The organism is Pseudomonas sp. Eqa60 (assembly GCF_018326405.1).
Classification (GTDB): domain Bacteria; phylum Pseudomonadota; class Gammaproteobacteria; order Pseudomonadales; family Pseudomonadaceae; genus Aquipseudomonas; species Aquipseudomonas protegens.
Genome location: NZ_AP024342.1, coordinates 4,952,887 through 4,972,604, shown reverse-complemented (window position 1 = coordinate 4,972,604; position 19,718 = coordinate 4,952,887). Strand labels below are relative to the sequence as shown.

The 19,718-nt window shown below is 62.5% G+C and carries 18 protein-coding genes and 2 pseudogenes; 13 read left to right on the top strand and 7 right to left on the bottom strand.

All coding sequences use genetic code 11. From position 1 onward, the window contains the following. Nucleotides 1-249 precede the first annotated feature (249 nt). On the top strand, nucleotides 250-417 hold the full coding sequence (locus tag KI242_RS22225) for a hypothetical protein (RefSeq protein WP_015636538.1): 168 nt from the start codon (nucleotides 250-252) through the stop codon (nucleotides 415-417). 96 nt (nucleotides 418-513) lie between these two features. Here the strand turns inward: KI242_RS22225 and KI242_RS22220 are convergent, their stop codons facing one another. Further along, on the bottom strand, nucleotides 514-756 hold the full coding sequence (locus KI242_RS22220) for a hypothetical protein (RefSeq protein WP_123472842.1): 243 nt from the start codon (nucleotides 754-756) through the stop codon (nucleotides 514-516). Nucleotides 757-864: 108 nt separating this feature from the next. Between KI242_RS22220 and KI242_RS22215 the strand changes: the two genes are divergently transcribed. The 4 genes from KI242_RS22215 to KI242_RS22200 all read left to right on the top strand — a co-directional run bounded on the left by KI242_RS22215 (nucleotide 865) and on the right by KI242_RS22200 (nucleotide 4,852). Then, on the top strand, nucleotides 865-2,322 hold the full coding sequence (locus KI242_RS22215; RefSeq protein ID WP_212805581.1) for a hypothetical protein: 1,458 nt from the start codon (nucleotides 865-867) through the stop codon (nucleotides 2,320-2,322). Beyond that, entirely contained in the window at nucleotides 2,319-3,221 is a 903-nt protein-coding gene (locus tag KI242_RS22210) for a hypothetical protein (protein ID WP_053153090.1), read from the top strand. Before KI242_RS22215 ends, KI242_RS22210 begins: the two co-directional genes overlap by 4 nt. A gap of 130 nt (nucleotides 3,222-3,351) precedes the next feature. Beyond that, nucleotides 3,352-3,573: a DUF1127 domain-containing protein gene (locus tag KI242_RS22205; protein ID WP_015636535.1), complete on the top strand. Its 222-nt coding sequence runs from the start codon at nucleotides 3,352-3,354 to the stop codon at nucleotides 3,571-3,573. Nucleotides 3,574-3,637: 64 nt separating this feature from the next. Then, nucleotides 3,638-4,852: a winged helix-turn-helix domain-containing protein gene (locus KI242_RS22200; protein ID WP_015636534.1), complete on the top strand. Its 1,215-nt coding sequence runs from the start codon at nucleotides 3,638-3,640 to the stop codon at nucleotides 4,850-4,852. Nucleotides 4,853-4,919: 67 nt separating this feature from the next. Here KI242_RS22200 and KI242_RS22195 read toward each other — a convergent pair whose 3' ends face one another. Next, the gene (locus KI242_RS22195; RefSeq protein ID WP_011062528.1) at nucleotides 4,920-6,266 is read right to left on the bottom strand and encodes a 3-deoxy-7-phosphoheptulonate synthase class II; all 1,347 of its coding nucleotides are present in this window, start codon (nucleotides 6,264-6,266) and stop codon (nucleotides 4,920-4,922) included. Between the two features lie 162 nt (nucleotides 6,267-6,428). On the opposite strand from KI242_RS22195, the pseudogene KI242_RS22190 reads away from it, so the two are divergent. Beyond that, nucleotides 6,429-7,183: pseudogene (locus KI242_RS22190) on the top strand (spermidine synthase). 49 nt (nucleotides 7,184-7,232) lie between these two features. Here the strand turns inward: KI242_RS22190 and KI242_RS22185 are convergent. After that, nucleotides 7,233-8,024: a crotonase/enoyl-CoA hydratase family protein gene (locus KI242_RS22185; protein ID WP_019092873.1), complete on the bottom strand. Its 792-nt coding sequence runs from the start codon at nucleotides 8,022-8,024 to the stop codon at nucleotides 7,233-7,235. 386 nt (nucleotides 8,025-8,410) lie between these two features. On the opposite strand from KI242_RS22185, the pseudogene KI242_RS22180 reads away from it, so the two are divergent. Continuing rightward, nucleotides 8,411-10,118 (top strand): annotated as a pseudogene (locus KI242_RS22180) (DEAD/DEAH box helicase). 91 nt (nucleotides 10,119-10,209) lie between these two features. Here the strand turns inward: KI242_RS22180 and KI242_RS22175 are convergent. After that, nucleotides 10,210-10,977, bottom strand: coding sequence for a class III extradiol ring-cleavage dioxygenase (locus KI242_RS22175; protein WP_053159698.1), 768 nt, complete (start codon nucleotides 10,975-10,977; stop codon nucleotides 10,210-10,212). 102 nt (nucleotides 10,978-11,079) lie between these two features. On the opposite strand from KI242_RS22175, the gene KI242_RS22170 reads away from it, so the two are divergent. Beyond that, a complete protein-coding gene (locus KI242_RS22170; RefSeq protein WP_011062523.1) occupies nucleotides 11,080-11,748 on the top strand; it encodes a thiopurine S-methyltransferase in 669 nt (222 codons plus the stop codon). Nucleotides 11,749-11,811: 63 nt separating this feature from the next. On the opposite strand, the gene htpX is transcribed toward KI242_RS22170, so the two are convergent. Both htpX and KI242_RS22160 read right to left on the bottom strand, forming a co-directional pair. Beyond that, nucleotides 11,812-12,699, bottom strand: a complete 888-nt coding sequence (gene htpX, locus KI242_RS22165; protein ID WP_015636531.1) for a protease HtpX — start codon at nucleotides 12,697-12,699, stop codon at nucleotides 11,812-11,814. A 301-nt stretch (nucleotides 12,700-13,000) separates the two neighbouring features. Beyond that, the gene (locus tag KI242_RS22160) at nucleotides 13,001-14,212 is read right to left on the bottom strand and encodes a pyridoxal phosphate-dependent aminotransferase (protein WP_011062521.1); all 1,212 of its coding nucleotides are present in this window, start codon (nucleotides 14,210-14,212) and stop codon (nucleotides 13,001-13,003) included. Nucleotides 14,213-14,436: 224 nt separating this feature from the next. Between KI242_RS22160 and msrB the strand changes: the two genes are divergently transcribed. The 3 genes from msrB to KI242_RS22145 all read left to right on the top strand — a co-directional run bounded on the left by msrB (nucleotide 14,437) and on the right by KI242_RS22145 (nucleotide 15,876). After that, a complete protein-coding gene (gene msrB, locus KI242_RS22155; protein WP_011062520.1) occupies nucleotides 14,437-14,829 on the top strand; it encodes a peptide-methionine (R)-S-oxide reductase MsrB in 393 nt (130 codons plus the stop codon). A 103-nt stretch (nucleotides 14,830-14,932) separates the two neighbouring features. Beyond that, nucleotides 14,933-15,418, top strand: coding sequence for a glutathione peroxidase (locus KI242_RS22150; RefSeq protein WP_015636530.1), 486 nt, complete (start codon nucleotides 14,933-14,935; stop codon nucleotides 15,416-15,418). Further along, nucleotides 15,415-15,876 carry a MarR family transcriptional regulator gene (locus KI242_RS22145; protein WP_053153076.1) on the top strand — a complete coding sequence of 154 codons (462 nt, stop codon included), beginning with the start codon at nucleotides 15,415-15,417 and terminating at the stop codon, nucleotides 15,874-15,876. Before KI242_RS22150 ends, KI242_RS22145 begins: the two co-directional genes overlap by 4 nt. On the opposite strand, the gene KI242_RS22140 is transcribed toward KI242_RS22145, so the two are convergent. Further along, a complete protein-coding gene (locus tag KI242_RS22140; protein WP_011062517.1) occupies nucleotides 15,860-18,181 on the bottom strand; it encodes a response regulator in 2,322 nt (773 codons plus the stop codon). The genes KI242_RS22145 and KI242_RS22140 overlap by 17 nt on opposite strands. Before the next feature lie 165 nt (nucleotides 18,182-18,346). Here KI242_RS22140 and KI242_RS22135 point away from each other — a divergent pair, with 165 nt between their 5' ends. Next, nucleotides 18,347-19,237, top strand: a complete 891-nt coding sequence (locus KI242_RS22135) for an ATP-binding protein (protein WP_019092871.1) — start codon at nucleotides 18,347-18,349, stop codon at nucleotides 19,235-19,237. Next, a complete protein-coding gene (locus KI242_RS22130; RefSeq protein ID WP_011062515.1) occupies nucleotides 19,234-19,716 on the top strand; it encodes a GAF domain-containing protein in 483 nt (160 codons plus the stop codon). Before KI242_RS22135 ends, KI242_RS22130 begins: the two co-directional genes overlap by 4 nt. Nucleotides 19,717-19,718: the final 2 nt, after the last annotated feature.

The following is a 19,718-nucleotide window of genomic DNA, read 5'->3' as shown; positions in this document are numbered from 1 at the left end:
TGTGTTATTGGCGATAAGCCTTATCGGTGCTGGCTATAAGTTTTCAAAAAAAGGTCTGGAGTGTTGGCTATAAGTTGTCGTTTGCTAATTTCGCTGCGCGATAAAAATCAATGAATATGCCCTGGGCCGATTAATGGTCAACTTTGTGGTTGTTTGGGTTTGCCTAAAGAAACATCCGCTACTAGTGTTGCGCTTGCCATGTACAGATGGTCTGTACTGGGATTGCGACCAACTTTGGAGGGTCCTTTCATGAACGTGAAAGCGGAACACACTGAGCCAACCACTGCCGAGCTGACACAGCTCAAGACCAAGCTCAAAGCCGGCAAGCTGGCGCCGGAAGACCTCAAGGCGCTGGTGGGCCTGGTGGAACGTACGGAGAAGGCGGCGAAGCAACTTAGGGCAGCCATCGTCGAGTAAATGACGCTAACGCTTTGGAGGGCAGGATCAGAAATGGACCTCACTACTCGAACTACTCATATCGATATATCTGAACCGTTGCGTAGCCCTCCATTTTTAGCGCGCAGCACTATCGGCAGTCACTCGGTACTGCTGCTGGGAAGTCTGGAAGCGCCTATCTCTACACTTAGTGATAATGCTTTTATTGTCGAGCGCATTGCCCAGAGTCTCAACTTGTCGGCGCTGGGCGCCCAGTTCAATGCGGAAGAAGTTATTTTTCTGCTGAACGAGCAATATACCGCTGCGGAAGAGTTTGTTTATGGTCACCCCATCTGGCGAAAGATAAGAGAGGGTGATCAAGCTGCGCTCTACGCTTATATCCTGGAAACCCGGCACTACCTGGCTGCCGCGGCCTCGAGGATGTGCCCCTCGGTCAGCCCGGGCATAGGGTTGTCGCCGATCTCCCTGATGCTGTCCAGGCATGCGCTGGAGGAGTGGGATCATGCGCAGTTCTTCAATGAGGCCCTGGAGCTGATCGGCTGTTCCGGCGACATGGTCAGGCTGGCCCGGCCTTTGCCCGCAACCCTGGAGTGGATTCACCTGTCCCGGCAGATCGCGGCCATGGGCGAGCTGGTGTCGGCGGCCTGCTCCGGTTTCATGGAGCACTCCTCGGTGGAGCAGGAGGCGGTGCTGGGTTGGCATGAGTTGCTGGTGGGCCACAACCTGTTGAGCCGCAAGGCGACAGACAAGGTGCTGGGGCATTTTTCCACCGACATCCAGTATGGGCATTCGGATAACTGGAAGAAGGCCGTGCGCACCCAGGACTGCTATCCCGCGCCGGTGGTGGCCACGGTGCTCAATGCAGTCTGCAGCCTCAGCGAAATGATCTACCGCTGGCTGACTGCGCTGGAGCAGGGATGTGCCAGCTCCATTGTCACCGCGGCCCAACTGGTGGCCGAGGAGGGGCTGGACCAACTGTTGCACGCCGCTGATTCGCCCCTGGACGTGGAAATTTTCCAGGGCCTGCCGGTCTGGCCGTCCAGTGTGATGAGCCTGGTCAACGGTGAGCGTTCCGGCGATGACAACCCTGCCGATACCGTCGTTGCGTCCTGCTATGCCCTGGGGCCGCGAATGACGCAACTGGTCATGAGCCCGGCGCCTTTTGGCGCACTGATCACCCAGGTGCATGAGCAGTTGCTCAATGGGCAGAGCTCCAGCGCCGAGAGTGTGGCGGCCATCGAACAGATGACCACCGACTGGCTGGTATCGGTGGACGGCCACGGCCTGTGGCAACAGATGACCGGGGGCTGCGCGGATGAGCTGATCATCGGCTACATGCTGGAGAACTATCATTACCTGGCCTCGGCGACCCGACATGTCAGCCCGGCCATTGCCGCCTGTGCGGATGCGCGGATCCGCGAGAACCTGTTGCAGCACCTGCAGGATGAGCTGACCCACTGCGACATCCTCAAGCCCAGGCTGCGCGAACTGGGAGTCCGGCGCCCGGAAGCGATGCGACCCTTGCCGACCACCACTGCCTTTGTCGGTTATCTCAGCGACCTGGCACGGCATGACTGGAAGGGCTACCTGATCGGTTCGACCTACCTGCAAAAAAGCCTGAGCGAATGCCGTGGCGATGATCGTCACCTGCGTTTCTACTCGCAGGTGTCCGCCAACAACCCGCGCTGCGCAGCGTTGCTGGGGGCCATGGCAGCCCATGACGAACTGGATGACGAGCTGGGCCACGATCAGCGGCCGTCGCTCAACATCGAGTATCTGCTGGCGCGGGGCGACGTGGGCGGTGACTCGGTGGCGCGTGCGGCCATGCTGCCGTCACTGGCCTGGAGCTTTCTGGATGGCATCCGCCAGCACTATTGCACCGGCAAGGACGCGGTGCTGCAGCGCCAGGCCTGGAGCGCAACATGAACCAGCCCTATTTCCAGAACCTGGAGCCCCTGGCGCAGTTGCAGGAACTGTTGTTCGAGCGTGATGACTTCGAGGCCCTGGCCAGGCGCTTGCCAGAACCCAGGATGGCTCTGGAAAAGTGGCGCGATGTGTTGCATGGCGAGCTCCTGTCGCTGTTTCGCTGGGGGCTGATTCGCGCCAGGGAGAGCCTGGATGACCAGGGGGCGGGCCAGGGCTATGGCCAGGAAGTCCTGTGCCTGCTGCCCTATTACGGCTTTTGTCTGCATGCAATCCGCCGCGCCGCGCCCTTTGCCTTGATGGGCATACCCACCACGGTGTCGGTGCGTCACGACCGTTATCAGGAGGCCAGTGCAGTGATTGGCGAGTTGGCGGCCGTGCTTGGCGTAAAGGATTGGCTGCGGGTCAGTGAGGAATCCTCGGCAGAGTTGGTGCGGCAGTTTCATGGGCGCGATGGCCTGATCGTGCTCACCGGCAAGCAGTCTACCTACACCAGCCTGCGAAACCACTACCCGGACGCGCGGATCATTGCTGCAACCGGCTGTTGCGGGGTGGTCCTGTCGGTGGAGGAGCAGCCGGCACGCGTCATCGAGGAACAGCGCCAGGAACACCGGTTGCCGGTCAGTTGCAGCAACCATGGCTACACCGTCCTTGCCGAAGCCCTGACCCCGCAGGCGGCGGTGCTGGCCATCAACGGCGCCCGGCCCGCGGTCAGCAGCACGGTGCAAGAGTTGCTCGGGCAACTGCACCCGTCCATTGTCCTGACTCCCCCTTCGGCTCTGCCGTTGCCCGATGATCTTGGCGGCTACAGCCTGCTGGCCTGTGAAGAGTCGGCGGCGGCCAGCCTCGATGGTTTCGGTCGCGACCCACTGGGCGGCTGGCCGGGGGATTACCGGATCTGAAAGCGGTCCCTGGAAACACCGGTGGGGAACCAAGGCATCAAACCCTGAGATGTATTGCATAAGAAACATTCGTTGGATTGATCCTTGTTCGGGGAAGAGACTGTGCTCATCCCCACTGGAGGACAGGATCATGAAAGCGCAAAAGGGTTATCTGCTGGTTCACAAACTGCCAATTCAGGCGTTGTCGTTACGTGCACTATGGCACCAGGTGGTCCGCTGGCACGAGTTGGCGCAGGAGCGCCGGATGCTTGCCGGCCTGAGCGATTCGGCCCTGCATGACCTGGGGTTGAGCCGGGCGGATGTGGAGCATGAAGCGGTCCGCCCGTTCTGGGACGACCCGATGCACAAATAACCCGGTGGCCACTACACAAGCCGGTCCAGGGTGCGCTAGCGTGCGGGCAGACCAGGAGACGCTCATGCCCGCACTACCTTCTTTCTCGCTCAAGCAGGCCCGCCGGCTGGCGCTGGCTGCCCAAGGCTTCGGCGGGCGCCAGCCGCCGGCATCGATCAAGGCCTCCCGACTCAATCAGCAGATCGAGCGCCTGGGCCTGTTGCAGATCGATTCGGTCAACGCCCTGGTGCGCGCCCATTACTTGCCGCTGTTTTCCCGTCTTGGCAGTTATCCACAGCAGCTGCTCGATCAGGCCGCCTGGAGCCAGGGGCGCCAGCGCACCTTGTTCGAGTACTGGGGGCATGAGGCCTCGCTGCTGCCGATGTCCATGTACCCCTTGATGCGCTGGCGCATGCAGCGCGCACGCCAGGGGCAGGGTATCTACTCGCAACTGGCGCGTTTCGGCCAGGAACGCCAGGCCACTCTGCGCCGGGTGCTGGCGGCCGTGGAGCAGCAGGGCGCGCTGGGGGCCGGCAGCCTCTCCACCCGCGAAGAGCGGGCCGGCCCCTGGTGGGACTGGAGCGAAGAAAAGCATGCCCTGGAATGGCTGTTCGCTGCCGGTGAGGTGACAGTGTCCGGCCGCCGCGGTTTCGAGCGTCTGTATGACTTGCCGGAACGAGTGATCCCGGCGGCGATCCTCCAGCAGATGCCGTTGGAGGAAGCCCAGGCCCAGCGCCGGTTGCTGCTGCAGGCGGCCGGGGCACTGGGGGTAGCCACGGAAAAGGACCTGCGGGACTACTTTCGCCTCGATCCCGGCGATAGTCGCGCGCGGCTTGCCGAGTTGTGCGAGTCCGGCGAACTGCTGGGCTGTGAGGTCCAGGGCTGGAAGCAAAGTGCCTATTGCCTGCCCGAGGCGCGGGTGCCGCGCAAGGTCGAAGCCAGCGCGCTGTTGTCACCTTTCGATTCCCTGATCTGGGAGCGTAGCCGTACCGAGCGGCTGTTCGATTTCCGCTACCGCCTGGAGATCTACACGCCTGAGCACAAGCGGGTCTATGGCTATTACGTGCTGCCGTTCCTGCACAACGAGCGGATTGCCGCCCGGGTCGACCTGCGGGCGGAGCGGGCCCAGGGGCGTCTGGCGGTGCACGCGGTGCATGAGGAGCCATTCGGTCTGGACGACGAGGGTGTCCGGGCATTGGCCCTGCAATTGCGAAAGATGGCCGACTGGCTGGGGTTGGAACAGATTCAGCTCAATTGCCAGCGTGATGGCGCGCGACGCCTGCGTGAGGTGCTGGGGTGAAGAGCTTCGCGGGCCAGCCCGCTCCTACACAGCCCTTGCAGGAGCGGGCTAGCCGGCGAAAGCGCTCTTAGCGCTTGACCTGCTTCAAGGTCTCGGCAATCAGGAAGGCCAGTTCCAGAGACTGGTCGGCATTCATCCGCGGGTCGCAATGGGTGTGGTAACGGTCCGACAAACCATCCTCGGTAATCGGCCGGGCACCGCCGATGCATTCGGTGACGTTCTGCCCGGTCATCTCGATATGGATGCCACCGGCATAGCTGCCTTCGGCCTGGTGGACCTGGAAGAACTGCTTGACCTCGGTGAGGATCTGCGCGAAATCCCGGGTCTTGTAGCCGCTGCTGGCCTTGATGGTGTTGCCGTGCATCGGGTCCGAGCTCCACAGCACCTGCTTGCCTTCGCTTTCCACCGCGCGAATCAGCTGTGGCAGGTGATCGCCGACCTTGTTGGCGCCCATGCGCACGATCAGGTTGAGGCGGCCGGGATCGTTTTCCGGGTTGAGGATATCGATCAGGCGGATCAGTTCGTCGGTGTTCATGCTCGGGCCGACCTTGACCCCGATCGGGTTGTTCACCCCGCGCAGGAACTCCACGTGGGCGCCGTCCAGTTGCCGGGTGCGATCGCCGATCCACAGCATGTGCGCCGAGCAGTCGTAGTAGTCGTTGGTCAGGCTGTCGCGGCGCACGAAGGCTTCTTCATAGTTGAGCAGCAACGCTTCGTGGGCGGTGAAGAAGCTGGTTTCGCGCAGTTGCGGCGCGCTGTCCAGGCCGCAGGCACGCATGAAGGCCAGGGTTTCGTCGATGCGGTCTGCCAGTTGGCTGTACTTCTCGGCCAGGGCCGAGTTGGCGATGAAGTCCAGGTTCCACTTGTGCACCTGGTGCAGGTCGGCGAAACCGCCCTGGGCGAAGGCTCGCAGCAGGTTGAGGGTGGCGGTGGCCTGGTGGTAGGACTGCAGCAGGCGGTCGGGGTCCGGCACCCGGCTTTTTTCATCGAAACCGATGCCGTTGACGATGTCGCCGCGATAGGCCGGCAAGGTCACGCCATTGATGGTTTCGTCGTTGGCCGAGCGCGGCTTGGCGAACTGGCCGGCCATGCGCCCGACCTTGACCACCGGGCAGCCGGCGGCAAAGGTCATGACGATGGCCATCTGCAGCAGCACCTTGAAGGTGTCGCGAATCTTCGCCGCGGAGAATTCGGCGAAGCTCTCGGCACAATCGCCACCCTGCAACAGGAATGCCCGGCCCTGGGTGACTTCGGCAAACTGGCGACGCAACTCCCGGGCTTCACCGGCAAACACCAGCGGTGGATAACTGGCCAGGCTTTGCTCGACCTGCAGCAGGTGCGCGGCATCGGGGTAGTGGGGTTGTTGCTGGATCGGCAGGGCGCGCCAGCTGTCGGGGCTCCAGGGTTGGCTCATCGCGGACTCGAGTGCTTTAACGGTGGGAGGGGCATGTTAGCAGCAAATTAGTGCGTGACCTGCTCCTCTCGCTTGGCCGACAATCGCGCCTTTCCCGCTCGCTGCCGAGCGGTTGGTTTATCGCGCCGGCAAGGTTCTGTGCCCGCGCGGCTAGGAGATGAAATGACTGAGGAGCGCGTCGAGCGCCTGCTCGCCGAAGTGCATGACGAATTCGGCATGATCCGGGTCCTGGAAGTGGCGGACTATCGTTTTCTAGAATTTGGCGATGCCATCGAGCAAAGCTGTGTGTTCACGGCGGACCCCAGTTGGCTGGAGTACGACTACACCCGGGCCATGCTGATCGGTGCCCTGTGCCATGAGGCGCCGGAGAGCGCGTTGTTTCTCGGGCTGGGCGCCGGCACCCTGACCCAGGCTTGCCTGAAGTTCCTGCCCCTAGAAGATGTGGAAGCCATCGAACTGCGACCGGACGTGCCGCGCCTGGCTATCGAGTACCTGGGGCTGGACGACGATCCGCGTCTATATATAAGAGTCGGCGATGCCCTGGAGCTGCTGGACAGTGCTGAATCCGCCGACCTGATCTTCGTCGACCTGTACACCGACGTCGGCCCCGGCGTCGGGCATCTGGCCTGGGGTTTCTGGAGAACTGCCAGAAGCGCCTCAACCCCGGCGGCTGGCTGGTGATCAACCAGTGGGCCACCGATGATGGCAAGCCCTTGGGCGCCGCCCTGTTGCGCGGGCTCTATCACCGCCATTACTGGGAGTTGCCGGTGAAGGAGGGCAACGTGATTCTGATCGTGCCGTCCGACCTCGACCAGGAGCTGGACCTGCCAGGCCTGAATGCCCGCGCCCAAGCCCTGGCCCCACGCTTGGGCTACTCCCTGCAACCCTTGATCAAGGCGATCCGCCCGGCCACATAAGCCCTTGCTGGCGCCGGCTGGCCGGCGAAGCCGATCTGCCGGCCCCTGTTCAGCAGCCCTTGAACACCCCGGGCCGTTTTTCGATCATCGCCCGCACGCCCTCTTTGGCGTCCTCACTGTTCATCAGTTTGTGCACCAGCGGCGCTAGCCCCTGGGCGGCCGCCGTTTCCCCTTCGAGCCTGGCCTGGCGTGCCGACATCAGGGTCGCCTGCACCCCCAGCGGTGCCTGGCGGGCAATCCGTTCGGCCAGTTCGATGGCCCGGGGCAGCAGGTCTTCGCTGGCCATGACCTCCTGCACCAGGCCCAGGCGCAGGGCTTCATGGGCATCGAATTCGTCCCCGGTCAGCAACCAGCGCATGGCATTGCCCCAGCCGGCCAGTTGATGCAGGCGCAGGGTCGCGCCGCCGAAAGGGAAGATTCCGCGTTGCACCTCCATTTGCGCGAAGCGGGTATTGCTGGCGCAGAGATTGATGTCGGAGGCCAGCATCAGCTCGATGCCGATGGTCAGGCAGTAGCCTTGTACGGCGACGATCACCGGCTTGTTCACCTGTGGGCCGCTGAACACGCCCCAGGGGTCGCAGCCACCGGCTGGTGCTTGCCAGCCCTGGGCCAGGGCGGCGCCGACATTGGCCAGGTCCAGGCCTGCGGTGAAGTGCTCGCCGTGGCCGAACACCACCGCCACTCGCGCCTCGCTGCTGGCTTCGAACTCGCCGTAGGCCAGGCTCAACTGGTTGAGCAGCTCGAGGTCGAAGGCATTGCGCTTGGCCACCCGGTCCAGGCCGATAAGGAACAGGTGACCACGTAGTTCACGGCTGACACGGCTGGCACTGGGCTGATTCATGAGCGCTGTCCTGGGAAGAAAGAGGGGAGGTTGGCGCGGGCGGTTTCGTGCACAAAGGTGAACCGTTTAAGCGCGATGACCAACAGCGCCGGGCCTGAGCAAAATAGCGCGCCGCCGAAGTCTGCGCAAAGCCCATGACAATCGGGTGTTCAGCGGATTTTTCCGATAAAAAAAACTCCCTTTTTTGAGTAATTCCGGTATAGTGCGCGCCGGCCTTTAGCCGGGCCACGTTTAGGTAATGCAATTCCCCGAAGTCAGCTTCGGCTGCTTGTCCGCTGCGCGGACTATCCTTGACGATCCATTCATCCAATCGTTTTCGCAAATCCCCGCCGACAAAGCTGCCAGGGTGACTCTTGAGTCTTACACGGCATGCGCAGCTTTGGAGCATGGGTCTTTGCGGATGCACTTAGAGGCAGACCCATGACCCAGGAAATCGGCGGCTTCGCCGCTCTTGAACTTCATCCCAATATTGTCGCTGCAGTAGTCGCTACCGGCTATGAAGAGCCTTCGGCTATTCAGCAGCAGTCGATCCCGATCATCCTTGCCGGTCACGATATGATTGGTCAGGCGCAAACCGGTACCGGTAAGACCGCTGCCTTTGCCCTGCCTATCCTGCACCGCATTGATCCGTCCAAGCGCGAGCCGCAAGCTCTGATCCTGGCCCCAACCCGTGAGTTGGCGCTGCAAGTAGCAACCGCTTTCGAAACCTACGCCAAGCAAATGCCGGGCGTGACTGTTGTGGCCGTCTACGGCGGTGCGCCGATGGGCCCACAACTGAAAGCAATCCGTAATGGCGCACAGATCGTTGTCGCCACTCCGGGCCGTCTGTGCGACCACCTGCGTCGCGACGAAAAAGTCCTGGCCACCGTGAACCACCTGGTTCTCGACGAAGCCGACGAGATGCTCAAGCTGGGCTTCATGGATGACCTGGAAGTGATCTTCAAGGCCATGCCGGAGACCCGCCAGACCGTACTGTTCTCGGCCACCCTGCCGCAGTCGATCCGGGCCATCGCCGAGCGTCACCTGAAGGACCCGAAACACGTCAAGATCCAGAGCAAGACCCAGACCGTCACCGCGATCGAGCAGGCTCACCTGCTGGTTCACGCCGACCAGAAGACCTCTGCCGTTCTGAGCCTGCTGGAAGTTGAAGATTTCGACGCCCTGATCATGTTCGTGCGCACCAAGCAAGCGACCCTGGACCTGGCCAGTGCCCTGGAAGCCAAAGGCTACAAAGCTGCTGCGCTGAACGGCGACATCGCCCAGAACCAGCGTGAGCGCGTGATCGACTCCCTCAAGGATGGCCGCCTGGACATCGTTGTGGCGACCGACGTAGCCGCCCGTGGTCTGGACGTACCGCGCATCACCCACGTATTCAACGTGGACATGCCTTACGACCCGGAATCCTACGTGCACCGTATCGGCCGTACCGGCCGTGCCGGTCGCGAAGGCCGCGCGCTGCTGCTGGTGACTCCACGTGAGCGCCGCATGCTGCAAGTGATCGAGCGTGTAACCGGTCAGAAGGTTGCCGAAGTTCGCCTGCCGGACGCCCAAGCCGTTCTCGATGCCCGCATCAAGAAGCTGACCAACAGCCTGTCGCCGCTGGTGGCTGATGCTGAAGCGACCCACGGTGATCTGCTCGATCGCCTGACCGCCGACATCGGTTGCAGCCCGCGTGCCCTGGCCGCAGCCCTGCTGCGCAAGGCTACCAACGGTCAAGCGCTGAACCTGGCCGCGATCGAGAAAGAGCGTCCACTGGTGCCCAACAGCGCTCCACGTGGCGATCGTCCTGAGCGTTCCGGTGACCGTCCTGATCGTGGTGACCGTGAGCGTCGCGCGCCAATGCCTCTGGGCGAAGGTCGTGCACGCTGCCGCACCGCGCTGGGTGCCCGTGACGGCATCGCTGCCAAGAACCTTCTGGGCGCGATCCTCAATGAAGGCGGCCTGGCCCGTGAAGCTATCGGCCGCATCCAGGTGCGTGACAGCTTCAGCCTGGTCGAGCTGCCGGAGGACGGTCTGGACCGTCTGCTGACCAAGCTCAAGGACACTCGCGTTGCCGGCAAGCAGCTGAAGCTGCGTCGCTATCGCGAAGATTGATCGGCCCCTGGGCTGATTGATCAGGCATAAAAAATCCCCGACTGGTTCGGGGATTTTTTTTGCCTGTCATTTGCCTTGGAGCTGGCGGCCATCAGCCAAATCGGTAGATGTCCATGCCCAGGGCGCCCAGGGTGAAGCCCTGGTGGGCCACGCTGAATTCGCCACCGGCGCCCCGGGCGAAATACAGCGGCAGCAGGTGTTCATCACTGGGGTGGCTGCGCACGGCATTCGGTGCCTGCTGGCGGTAGTCATGCAGGGCCGCCTGGTCATCGGCCGCCAGCTTGTCGATCATCCAGTCGCGAAAGGCCTTGGCCCAGGGTTCGACGCTTTCCGGGCCAGCGTGCCAGTCCAGGTCCCGCAGGTTGTGGGTGATGCTGCCGGAGCCGATCAGCAGCACGCCCTGTTCCCGCAGGCCCGCGAGGGCATGGCCGATACGGGTCTGCAGGGCCGGGCCCAGGCGGCTGGGCAGCGACAGCTGGACCACCGGGATGTCCGCCTGCGGGTACATCAGCGACAGCGGTACCCAGGTGCCGTGGTCGAAGGGGCGCTGGCTGTCCAGTTGGGCGGGCAGGCCTTCGGCCTGGAGCAGCTCCACTACCTGGGCTGCCAGTTCCGGATCGCCCGGGGCCGGGTATTGCACGGCAAACAGCGCGGCGGGGAAGCCGCCAAAGTCGTGCCAGGTTTCCGGGTGCGGGTTGCAACTGACCCGCAGATCGGAGCTTTCCCAGTGGGCCGAGACCACCAGGATCGCCCTGGGCCGTGGCAGCTCGGCTGCCAGGCGAGCCAGGGCCGGGCCGCTGGCGCCGGGTTCCAGCGCCAGCATGGGAGAGCCGTGGGAGATGAACAGGCTGGGAAGCATGAAGAGGCTCCTGAAGGTTAAGATGCGCCATCTTCAATCAGATCAATGATCTAAATCTAATATAAGTTTTAGCGCTTTTTTATCGAATTTTAAGGACTTCTCATGCAAGCGGACTTTTGGCAAAAGCGCTGGGAGCGCGATCAGATCGGCTTTCACCTGGCCGAGGTCAACCCTTACCTGCAGCAGTACTGGCCGGCCTTGGGCCTGGCGGCGCAAAGCCGCGTGCTGGTGCCCTTGTGCGGCAAGAGCCTGGACCTGATCTGGCTTGCTGACCAAGGGTTCGAGGTGCTGGGCATCGAACTGGCGGAAAAGGCGGTGGAGGATTTCTTTCGTGAGCACCAGTTGCAGCCGCAAATCAGCCAGCACGGGGTGTTCAAGGTCTACGCCCACGGGCCCATTGAGCTCTGGTGCGGTGATTTCTTTGCCCTGACCGCCGAGGACACCGCTGATTGCACGGCCCTGTATGACCGTGCAGCCATGATTGCCTTGCCCTCGCCCATGCGACAGCGCTATGCCGCTCACCTCAATGGCCTGTTGCCGAATGGCAGCAAGGGGCTGCTGATCACCATGGATTACGCCCAGGAGCAGTTGGACGGCCCGCCATTTGCGGTGCTCGACGATGAGGTCCGGCAACGTCTGGGGGGCGTCTGGCAACTGCAGGTAGAAACGGAGCGCGACATTCTTGGCGAGAGCTGGAAGTTTCTCCAGGGTGGCGTGACCCGGCTGGTGGAGAGGGTCTATCGCCTGAGCAAGCAGGGTGCCGCGAGATAGGTTTTTGGCGGCCAAGCAAAAGGGCGACTTGCGTCGCCCTTTTGGGTATTGCCTTGCACTGGATCAGCCGCGACGACGCAGGGCCTCGATACGCTCTTCCAGCGGAGGGTGGCTCATGAACATGCGAGCCAGGCCCTGCTTGATGCCACCGTTGATGCCGAAGGCATTCAGGGTGTCGGGCATGTGCACCGGCAGGCCCTGTTCCGAACGCAGGCGCTGCAGCGCGCCGATCATCGCGTTGGTGCCGGCCAGACGGGCGCCGGCTTCGTCGGCGCGGTATTCGCGTTTGCGCGAGAACCACATAACGATGGCGCTGGCCAGGATACCCAGAACCAGTTCGGCGAAGATGGTCGCCACGTAGTAGGCGATGCCCTGGCCTTCTTCGTTCTTGAAGATCACCTTGTCGACGAAGTTGCCGATGATCCGTGCGAAGAACATCACGAAAGTGTTCACCACACCCTGGATCAGTGCCAGGGTCACCATGTCACCGTTGGCGACGTGGCCGATCTCGTGGGCCAGCACGGCTTTCACTTCATCGGGCGAAAAACGTTCCAGAAGGCCCTGGCTGACGGCTACCAGCGCATCATTCTTGTTCCAGCCGGTGGCAAAGGCGTTGGCCTCATAGGCTGGGAAAATACCCACTTCGGGCATCTTGATGCCCGCTTCGCGGGACAGTTGCTCGACGGTCTGCAGCAACCATTGCTCATGGCGGGTGCGCGGTTGGGTGATGATCTGCGTGCTGGTGCTCATCTTCGCCATCCACTTGGAGATGAACAGCGAGAACAGCGAACCGGCAAAACCGAAGACCGCACAGAAAATCAGCAGCTGATTGAGGTTCAGATCAACCCCATTGGCCGCCATGAACCCGTTGAAGCCGAAAAGGCTCAGGGTGATGCTGGCAATCAGCACGACCGCAAGGTTAGTGGCCAAAAACAGCAGGATTCGCATCATGGTTGTAGAAATCTCCTCAAGCTAAAGATGTAGCGTACTGCGGGGTATATAAGGTGCGGCAACCGCCTATTCAATACGGCTTCTATTTCAAACTGTGTCGCACAGGCCGGGTCTAGACGCTTGTAGTTCAATGCCATGAGCCAACGCCAGGGCGGCCGCCACCCGGCTGCGGTGCAGAGGTGTGACAGTGGGCAGGACGGAAAGTGCAAGCTTATAGAAGGGGAGTGGAGCAGGGCAGTGAAGATGTGTTGCTGAATTAATCGCAGTGCGACCAGAGAAGGATCGCACTGCGATTTTTCCGTTACTGGCGGTAGGACTTGAGGAAGCTGCCGATCCGACCAATGGCCTGCTCCAGGTCATCCACCCGCGGCAGGGTCACGACGCGGAAGTGATCCGGCCATGGCCAGTTGAAGGCCGTGCCTTGCACCACCAGGAGCTTTTCCGAGAGCAGCAGGTCGAGGACGAACTTCTCGTCGTTGTGGATCGGGCAGATCTTCGGGTCGATCCGCGGGAAGGCATACAGCGCGCCCATGGGCTTGACGCAACTGACTCCGGGAATGTCGTTGAGCAGTTCCCAGGTACGGTTGCGCTGTTCCAGCAGGCGGCCCGGGGGCAGCACCAGGTCGTTGATGCTCTGGTAGCCGCCCAGTGCGGTCTGGATGGCGTGCTGGCTGGGCACGTTGGCGCACAGGCGCATGTTGGCCAGCATGTCGATGCCTTCGATGTAGCTCTGGGCGTGCTGCTTGGGACCGGAAATGGCCACCCAACCGGAACGGAAACCGGCTACCCGATAGGACTTGGACAGGCCGTTGAAGGTCAGGCACAGCAGGTCCGGGGCCAGCGAGGCGGTGCAGATGTGCACGGCGTCATCGTAGAGGATCTTGTCGTAGATCTCGTCCGAGAACACCACCAGGTTGTGCTGGCGGGCCAGCTCCAGCATGCCCAGCAGCACTTCCCTGGGGTAGACGGCGCCGGTGGGGTTGTTCGGGTTGATGATCACCAGGGCCTTGGTGTTCGGGGTGATCTTGGCCTTGATGTCGGCCAGGTCCGGCCACCAGTTGGCCTGCTCGTCGCACAGGTAGTGCACCGGGTTGCCGCCGGCCAGGCTCACCGCGGCGGTCCACAGCGGGTAGTCGGGGGCCGGCACCAGCACTTCGTCGCCGTTGTTGAGCAGGGCCTGCATGGCCATCACGATCAGCTCGGAAACACCGTTGCCCAGGTAGATGTCTTCGATACCGATGCCTTCCACCTGCTTCTGCTGGTAGTACTGCATCACCGCCTTGCGGGCACTGAACAGGCCCTTGGAGTCGCTGTAGCCCTGGGCAGTGGGCAGGTTGCGGATCACGTCCTGGAGGATTTCGTCCGGCGCTTCGAAACCAAAGGGCGCCGGGTTGCCGATATTCAGCTTGAGGATGCGGTGGCCTTCCTCTTCCAGACGTTTGGCGTGCTTGAGCACTGGGCCGCGTATGTCATAACAGACGTTGGCGAGCTTGTTCGATTTGCTGACCTGCATGGCGATGTGTTCCCGAAAATGAACGATCCAGGCGGAGGATGAACTACCGTACTGGGAATCCTGCCGTGTCACACCGGCCTGTAACCCGCACCGGCTGCGGCAAAATCCGTTTGAATGGGTGTAACGCGGCTGCCAGACTGGCGTCTGACGAGGCGCAATCATACGTGCCGCCCGATCCGTGGAAAAGACACAGATCGGGCTTTTTCCGTTGCAGAGGAAGGACCATGGAAAAGCTGGAAAAAACCCTGGAAGAATGGCGGTCGATGCTCGACCCGGAGCAGTACAACGTCTGCCGGCTCAAGGGCACCGAACGGCCCTTCTCGGGCAAGTACAACGGCACCAAGACCGATGGGGTTTATCACTGCATCTGCTGCAATGAGCCGCTGTTCGATTCCAAGGCCAAGTTCGATTCCGGGTGTGGCTGGCCGAGTTTCTACGAGCCCATTGCCGACAGCGCCATGGTGGAGATCCGTGACATGAGCCACGGCATGATCCGTACCGAAGTGGTCTGCGCCAAGTGCGACGCGCACCTGGGCCACGTGTTCCCGGACGGCCCGCCGCCCACCGGCCTACGTTACTGCATCAACTCGGTGTGCCTGGACCTGGTGCCGCGCTGACCGGTTGGCGATTCTTCGGAATCGCCTTTTTTCAATTAAATTGCATGCAATTTAATTGAGCGCTATTTTGCTGCCTCTTACTTCCACACATGGAGTTGCCGTCATGACCGACTCACTGCTGACCATTCCCTGCACCACCATCAAGGGTGAACAAAAGACCCTGGCGGACTTCGCCGGCAAGGCCGTGCTGGTGGTCAACACTGCCAGCAAGTGCGGCTTCACCCCGCAATACAAGGGGCTCGAAGAGCTGTGGCAGACCTACAAGGACCAGGGGCTGGTGGTATTGGGCTTTCCCTGCAACCAGTTCGGCAAGCAGGAACCAGGCAACGAAGGGGCGATCTCCGAGTTCTGCGAGCTCAACTACGGTGTGAGTTTCCCGCTGTTCAAGAAGATCGAGGTCAATGGCGCCGGGGCCCATCCACTGTTCGCTCAGTTGAAAAAGCGCGCACCCGGCGTGCTCGGCTCCCAAGGCATCAAGTGGAACTTCACCAAGTTCCTGATCGGCCAGGACGGCAAGCTGGTCAAGCGTTTCGCTCCGGCAACCAAACCCCAGGACCTGAGCCGCGAGATCGAAGCCCTGCTCAAATGAACGACCTGTCCATGGATTCACTGAAACTCGATTCCCAGCTGTGCTTCAAGCTGTACGCCGCCTCGCGGGCGGTGGTCCGTGGCTACAAGCCGATGCTCGACCGCCTGGGCCTGACCTACCCGCAGTACCTGGTGATGCTGGTGCTGTGGGAATGGCAGGCAACGCCTCCGTCCCTGCCGACGGTCAAGGCCCTGGGCGAGCGCCTGGCCCTGGATTCCGGGACCCTGACCCCGTTGCTCAAGCGTCTGGAGCAGTTGCAACTGGTGCAACGCCAGCGGTCCGGGCGCGACGAGCGCGAGGTGCACTTGAGCTTGAGCGAGCGCGGCCTGGCGCTGCGTGAGCAGGTGCCGCCGCTGAAGGCGGCGCTGCTGTGCGACAGCGGGATCGATCTGGATAACCTCGATCAGTTGCGCGCCGGCCTGGATCAACTGCTGCAGCAGATCAAAGCTTTGTCGTAGTCGGCACCCAGAGGTCGAGCAGGGCGATCAATTCTTCGCGACGGAACGGTTTGGCCAGGTAGTCGCTCATGCCGGCGGCGCGGCAGCGTTCACGCTCCTCGGGCATGGCGTTGGCAGTCAGGGCGATGATCGGCAGATCCGGCCAGCGCCCGCTGCGCCGGATCTGCCGGCTGGCTTCGTAGCCATCCATGACCGGCATGTTGCAGTCCATCAGCACCAGATCGAAACGATGCAGCTCCAACTGGTTGAGGGCTTCGGCGCCATGGGCGGCCACGGTCACCGCGCAGCCGAGCTTGCTCAGCATGCCCTTGGCCACCAGTTGGTTCACCGGGTTGTCCTCCACCAGCAGAATGTCCGCCCGGCGCCGTTGCACCGGCATTTCCAGCTGGGCGTCGTTGAGGGTGATGGTTTCCCCCAGCAACGAGCGTCGCAGGGTCTGATACAACGCATTGCGCGCCAGGGGCCGGGCCTGCTGTTGCAGTGGCGCCAGGGCGTTGGCCTCTTCGCTGGGCAGGAAGCTGCCATAGGCGGTCACCAGCAGGATTGGCGCGCGGATCGCCGGGCGCAGGCCGAACAGGCATTCCGGGCAGTCGGTGATCAGCAGGTCGGGGTCGAGGCCGGCCAGGGAATCCTCGATATCACAGCGCTGATAGCTCAGGCCCCAACTGGGCAGCAGGCTGGCCAGCAGCTCGGCGAGGCCGCTGCCGGCCTCGGTGATGGCGATGATCTTCCCGGCCAGCGCCGGCGGCGGGGCGGCCGGAGTGTGGCAGGGCAGCGGCAGGTCGGCGCAGAACTGGCTGCCGAAGCCGACTTCCGAACTGATGCTCAGGCGGCCGTCCATGGCTTCGCAGAGGTTGTAGGTCAGGGCCAGGCCCAGGCCGGTGCCGCCGTATTGGCGAGTGATGCCGGCGCCGGCCTGGGTATAGGGCTGGAAGATGCGCACCTGGGCTTCCTGGGCGATGCCGATGCCGGTGTCGCAGATCTCGATGCGCACCCCGTCGCCCAGGGTGCTCAGGCGCACATCGACGCGGCCGAAACGGGTGAACTTGAGGGCGTTGGACAGCAGGTTGCTGACGATCTGCCGCACTCGGGTCGGGTCCCCCAGTACCAGGGCGGGGAAGTCCGGGGCGATCAGGCAGGCCAGCTCCACGCTGGCCGCGGCGTTTTGCGACAGCAGGTTGGCGGTGTCCTCCACCAGTACCCCGAGATCGAAGGGAATGCGCTCCAGCTCCAGTTGCCCGGCGTCGAACTTGGACATGTCGAGAATATCGTTGAGCAATTCCACCAGCACCTTGCCGGAGTCGTGGGCAATCGACAGCTGCTGGCGCTGCTCGGGGTTCAGCGGGCTGTCCAGGGACAGCGCGATCATCCCCAGCAGGCCATTGAGCGGGGTGCGAATCTCGTGACTCATGTTGGCCAGAAACGCCGCCCGCGCCTGGGCCATGTCCAGGGCAGTGCGCCGGGCGATCTCCAGTTCCTCGTTGGACTGGCTGAGCCGGGCATTGCTGGCCTTGAGCTCGGTGGTGCGGGCCGAGACGATGTTCTCCAGCTGCCCGAGGTATTCGGTCAGGCGGTTCTCGGCGTTGCGCCGCTGCTGGATCTCGGTGGCCATGATGTCGAACTGCTGGTTGGCCACCTTGACCAGCACCCCGACTTCGTCGTTCTCGTGGCCATGGGGAAAGTCCAGCTTGGCCTGTTTCGGGCTGCGCGGGTCGCGGCTGCTGAGCTCGCGGATCACCCGCACCAAGGGCTTGGTCAGCATCACGTAGAACAGCGCCAGGAGAATCCCGGTGAGGATCAGGCTGCGGGCGAACCCGTTGATCAGGGTGACTTCGGCACGCCGCAGGAAACGGCTGCCGAAGGCGTAGGTATCCACATCCAGGTGCAGGGTGCCGAGGGACTCCTCCGGCAGGTGGCTCAGATACAGGCGATCCTCGAACTGGCGATCGGCGCCGAACAGGAAGTCGCTGATGGCCCGATAGCGGCTCTGTTGCGGTGGCCGTTCGACGTTGGCCAGCAGGGTATTGTTGTTGTCGATCAATTGCGCGCGAATGATCGCCGGGGAGCGCAGCAGGCCCAGGGTCAATTCCTGGGCCAGCTCGGCGTCGATGTTGTAGGCGATGCGCGAGGCCGGATTGTGGCTGATTTCCAGCAGCGATTGGATTTCACGATTGATGGAGGCGTCTTCGCTGGCATAATCGATGCCGATTTGCAGCAGACTGAGCGCGGTCCCCAGAATGAAACCCACCAGCACGGTGAGCCGGGCCTGTTTATAGGACAGGCGGTTGGTGAACTTGATATCCATGGGGGGTTGAACCACTTTCGTTTCCCTTCGCTGCGCAAGCATAGCTGATCATTTTTGGTTGCCGGGCTGGCCGGGCAGCAGCTGATAAAGCGATAGACCCCTTGATCGGGATTGCGTTTGCTCTGTGTGCCGCATCATTACCTTGAACGTGCCTGAGGAAAAGTCGTGGATGCTCGATTGAATGCATTTCTTGAACGTGCCGATGCGGTTCTGGCGCGGATTGAACCCTTGTTGCCCACCCTGCGCCAGCCCATCGACTGGAATCAGTGCCTGGCGGCCCGCTGGCAGCGTGAAGGGCGCAGCGGTTTCCTGCTGCCGCTGGAAGTCAGCCTGGACATGCGCCTGAGCGACCTGATCGGGGTCGACAAGCAGCGTGAGCAACTGGCGCGCAACACCCAGCAGTTCCTTGACGGCCTGCCAGCCAACCATGCCCTGCTCTGGGGTTCGCGTGGCACTGGCAAGTCTTCCCTGGTACGGGCCCTGCTGGCCGAGCACGCCAAGGGCGGCCTGCGGCTGATCGAGATCGAGCGTGACCACCTGGCGGACCTGCCGCGGGTGGTGGAACAGCTGGTCAAGCTGCCCCAGCGTTTCGTGCTGTTCTGCGACGACCTCTCGTTCGAGGCCGGCGAGGGCGATTACCGGGTGCTCAAGAGCGTGCTCGACGGCTCCCTGGAGCAGGCCCCGGAGAACGTGCTGCTGTACGCCACCTCGAACCGCCGGCACCTGGTGCCGGAAAAGGAAAGCGACAACGAGAACTGGAAGCGCGTCGACGGCGAGCTGCATCCCAGTGAAGCCGTGGAAGACAAGATCGCCCTGTCGGACCGTTTCGGCCTGTGGCTGTCGTTCTATCCCTTCACCCAGGAGCACTTCCTCAACGTGGTGGAGCACTGGATCGGCGAACTGGCGCGCAAGGCCGGCCTCGACTGGCAGCGTGACGAAGAACTTGACATCCTCGCGGTACGCTGGGCCACCGGCCGGGGCAACCGCAATGGCCGTTGTGCCTATCAATTTGCCCGCTATTGGGTGGGCCTGCAGTTGTTGGAGCAAAAAGCATGATCGATTTGCAAAGCGCCGGCCAAGGCCTGGACGGTTACGGGCTGCTGTGCGCGCAGTTGGAGTCGCTGCTGGCCGATGAGCGTGATTTCATCGCCAACGCCGCGCAGTTCTCAGCCTTCCTCTATAGCCAGCTGGAGGACCTGAACTGGGCGGGGTTCTACCTCAACCGCAACCAGGAGCTGGTGCTCGGGCCGTTCCAGGGGCAGATCGCCTGCGTGCGGATTCCGTTTGGCCGCGGCGTCTGCGGTACCGCGGCGGCGACTCTGCAGACCCAGCGGGTGGAAGATGTGCACGCCTTTGCCGGGCACATTGCCTGTGACAGCGCCTCCAACAGCGAGCTGGTGGTGCCGCTGGTCAAGGACGGCCGGTTGATCGGCGTGCTCGACCTGGACAGCCCGAAGCTGGCGCGCTTCGGTGTTGCCGACCAGGCGGGAATCGAGCAACTGGCGGCGATCTTTCTGCGCCTGAGCGACTGCTGAAG

Coding starts and splice junctions, on each gene's coding strand:
- KI242_RS22195 (WP_011062528.1), bottom strand. CDS start 6,266: ATGAGCCAACCCTGGAGCCCCGACAGCTGGCGCGCCCTGCCGATCCAG.
- KI242_RS22225 (WP_015636538.1), top strand. CDS start 250: ATGAACGTGAAAGCGGAACACACTGAGCCAACCACTGCCGAGCTGACA.
- htpX (WP_015636531.1), bottom strand. CDS start 12,699: ATGATGCGAATCCTGCTGTTTTTGGCCACTAACCTTGCGGTCGTGCTG.
- msrB (WP_011062520.1), top strand. CDS start 14,437: ATGGAAAAGCTGGAAAAAACCCTGGAAGAATGGCGGTCGATGCTCGAC.
- KI242_RS22130 (WP_011062515.1), top strand. CDS start 19,234: ATGATCGATTTGCAAAGCGCCGGCCAAGGCCTGGACGGTTACGGGCTG.
- KI242_RS22160 (WP_011062521.1), bottom strand. CDS start 14,212: ATGCAGGTCAGCAAATCGAACAAGCTCGCCAACGTCTGTTATGACATA.
- KI242_RS22185 (WP_019092873.1), bottom strand. CDS start 8,024: ATGAATCAGCCCAGTGCCAGCCGTGTCAGCCGTGAACTACGTGGTCAC.
- KI242_RS22150 (WP_015636530.1), top strand. CDS start 14,933: ATGACCGACTCACTGCTGACCATTCCCTGCACCACCATCAAGGGTGAA.
- KI242_RS22170 (WP_011062523.1), top strand. CDS start 11,080: ATGCAAGCGGACTTTTGGCAAAAGCGCTGGGAGCGCGATCAGATCGGC.
- KI242_RS22140 (WP_011062517.1), bottom strand. CDS start 18,181: ATGGATATCAAGTTCACCAACCGCCTGTCCTATAAACAGGCCCGGCTC.
- KI242_RS22145 (WP_053153076.1), top strand. CDS start 15,415: ATGAACGACCTGTCCATGGATTCACTGAAACTCGATTCCCAGCTGTGC.
- KI242_RS22200 (WP_015636534.1), top strand. CDS start 3,638: ATGCCCGCACTACCTTCTTTCTCGCTCAAGCAGGCCCGCCGGCTGGCG.
- KI242_RS22210 (WP_053153090.1), top strand. CDS start 2,319: ATGAACCAGCCCTATTTCCAGAACCTGGAGCCCCTGGCGCAGTTGCAG.
- KI242_RS22175 (WP_053159698.1), bottom strand. CDS start 10,977: ATGCTTCCCAGCCTGTTCATCTCCCACGGCTCTCCCATGCTGGCGCTG.
- KI242_RS22215 (WP_212805581.1), top strand. CDS start 865: ATGCTGTCCAGGCATGCGCTGGAGGAGTGGGATCATGCGCAGTTCTTC.
- KI242_RS22205 (WP_015636535.1), top strand. CDS start 3,352: ATGAAAGCGCAAAAGGGTTATCTGCTGGTTCACAAACTGCCAATTCAG.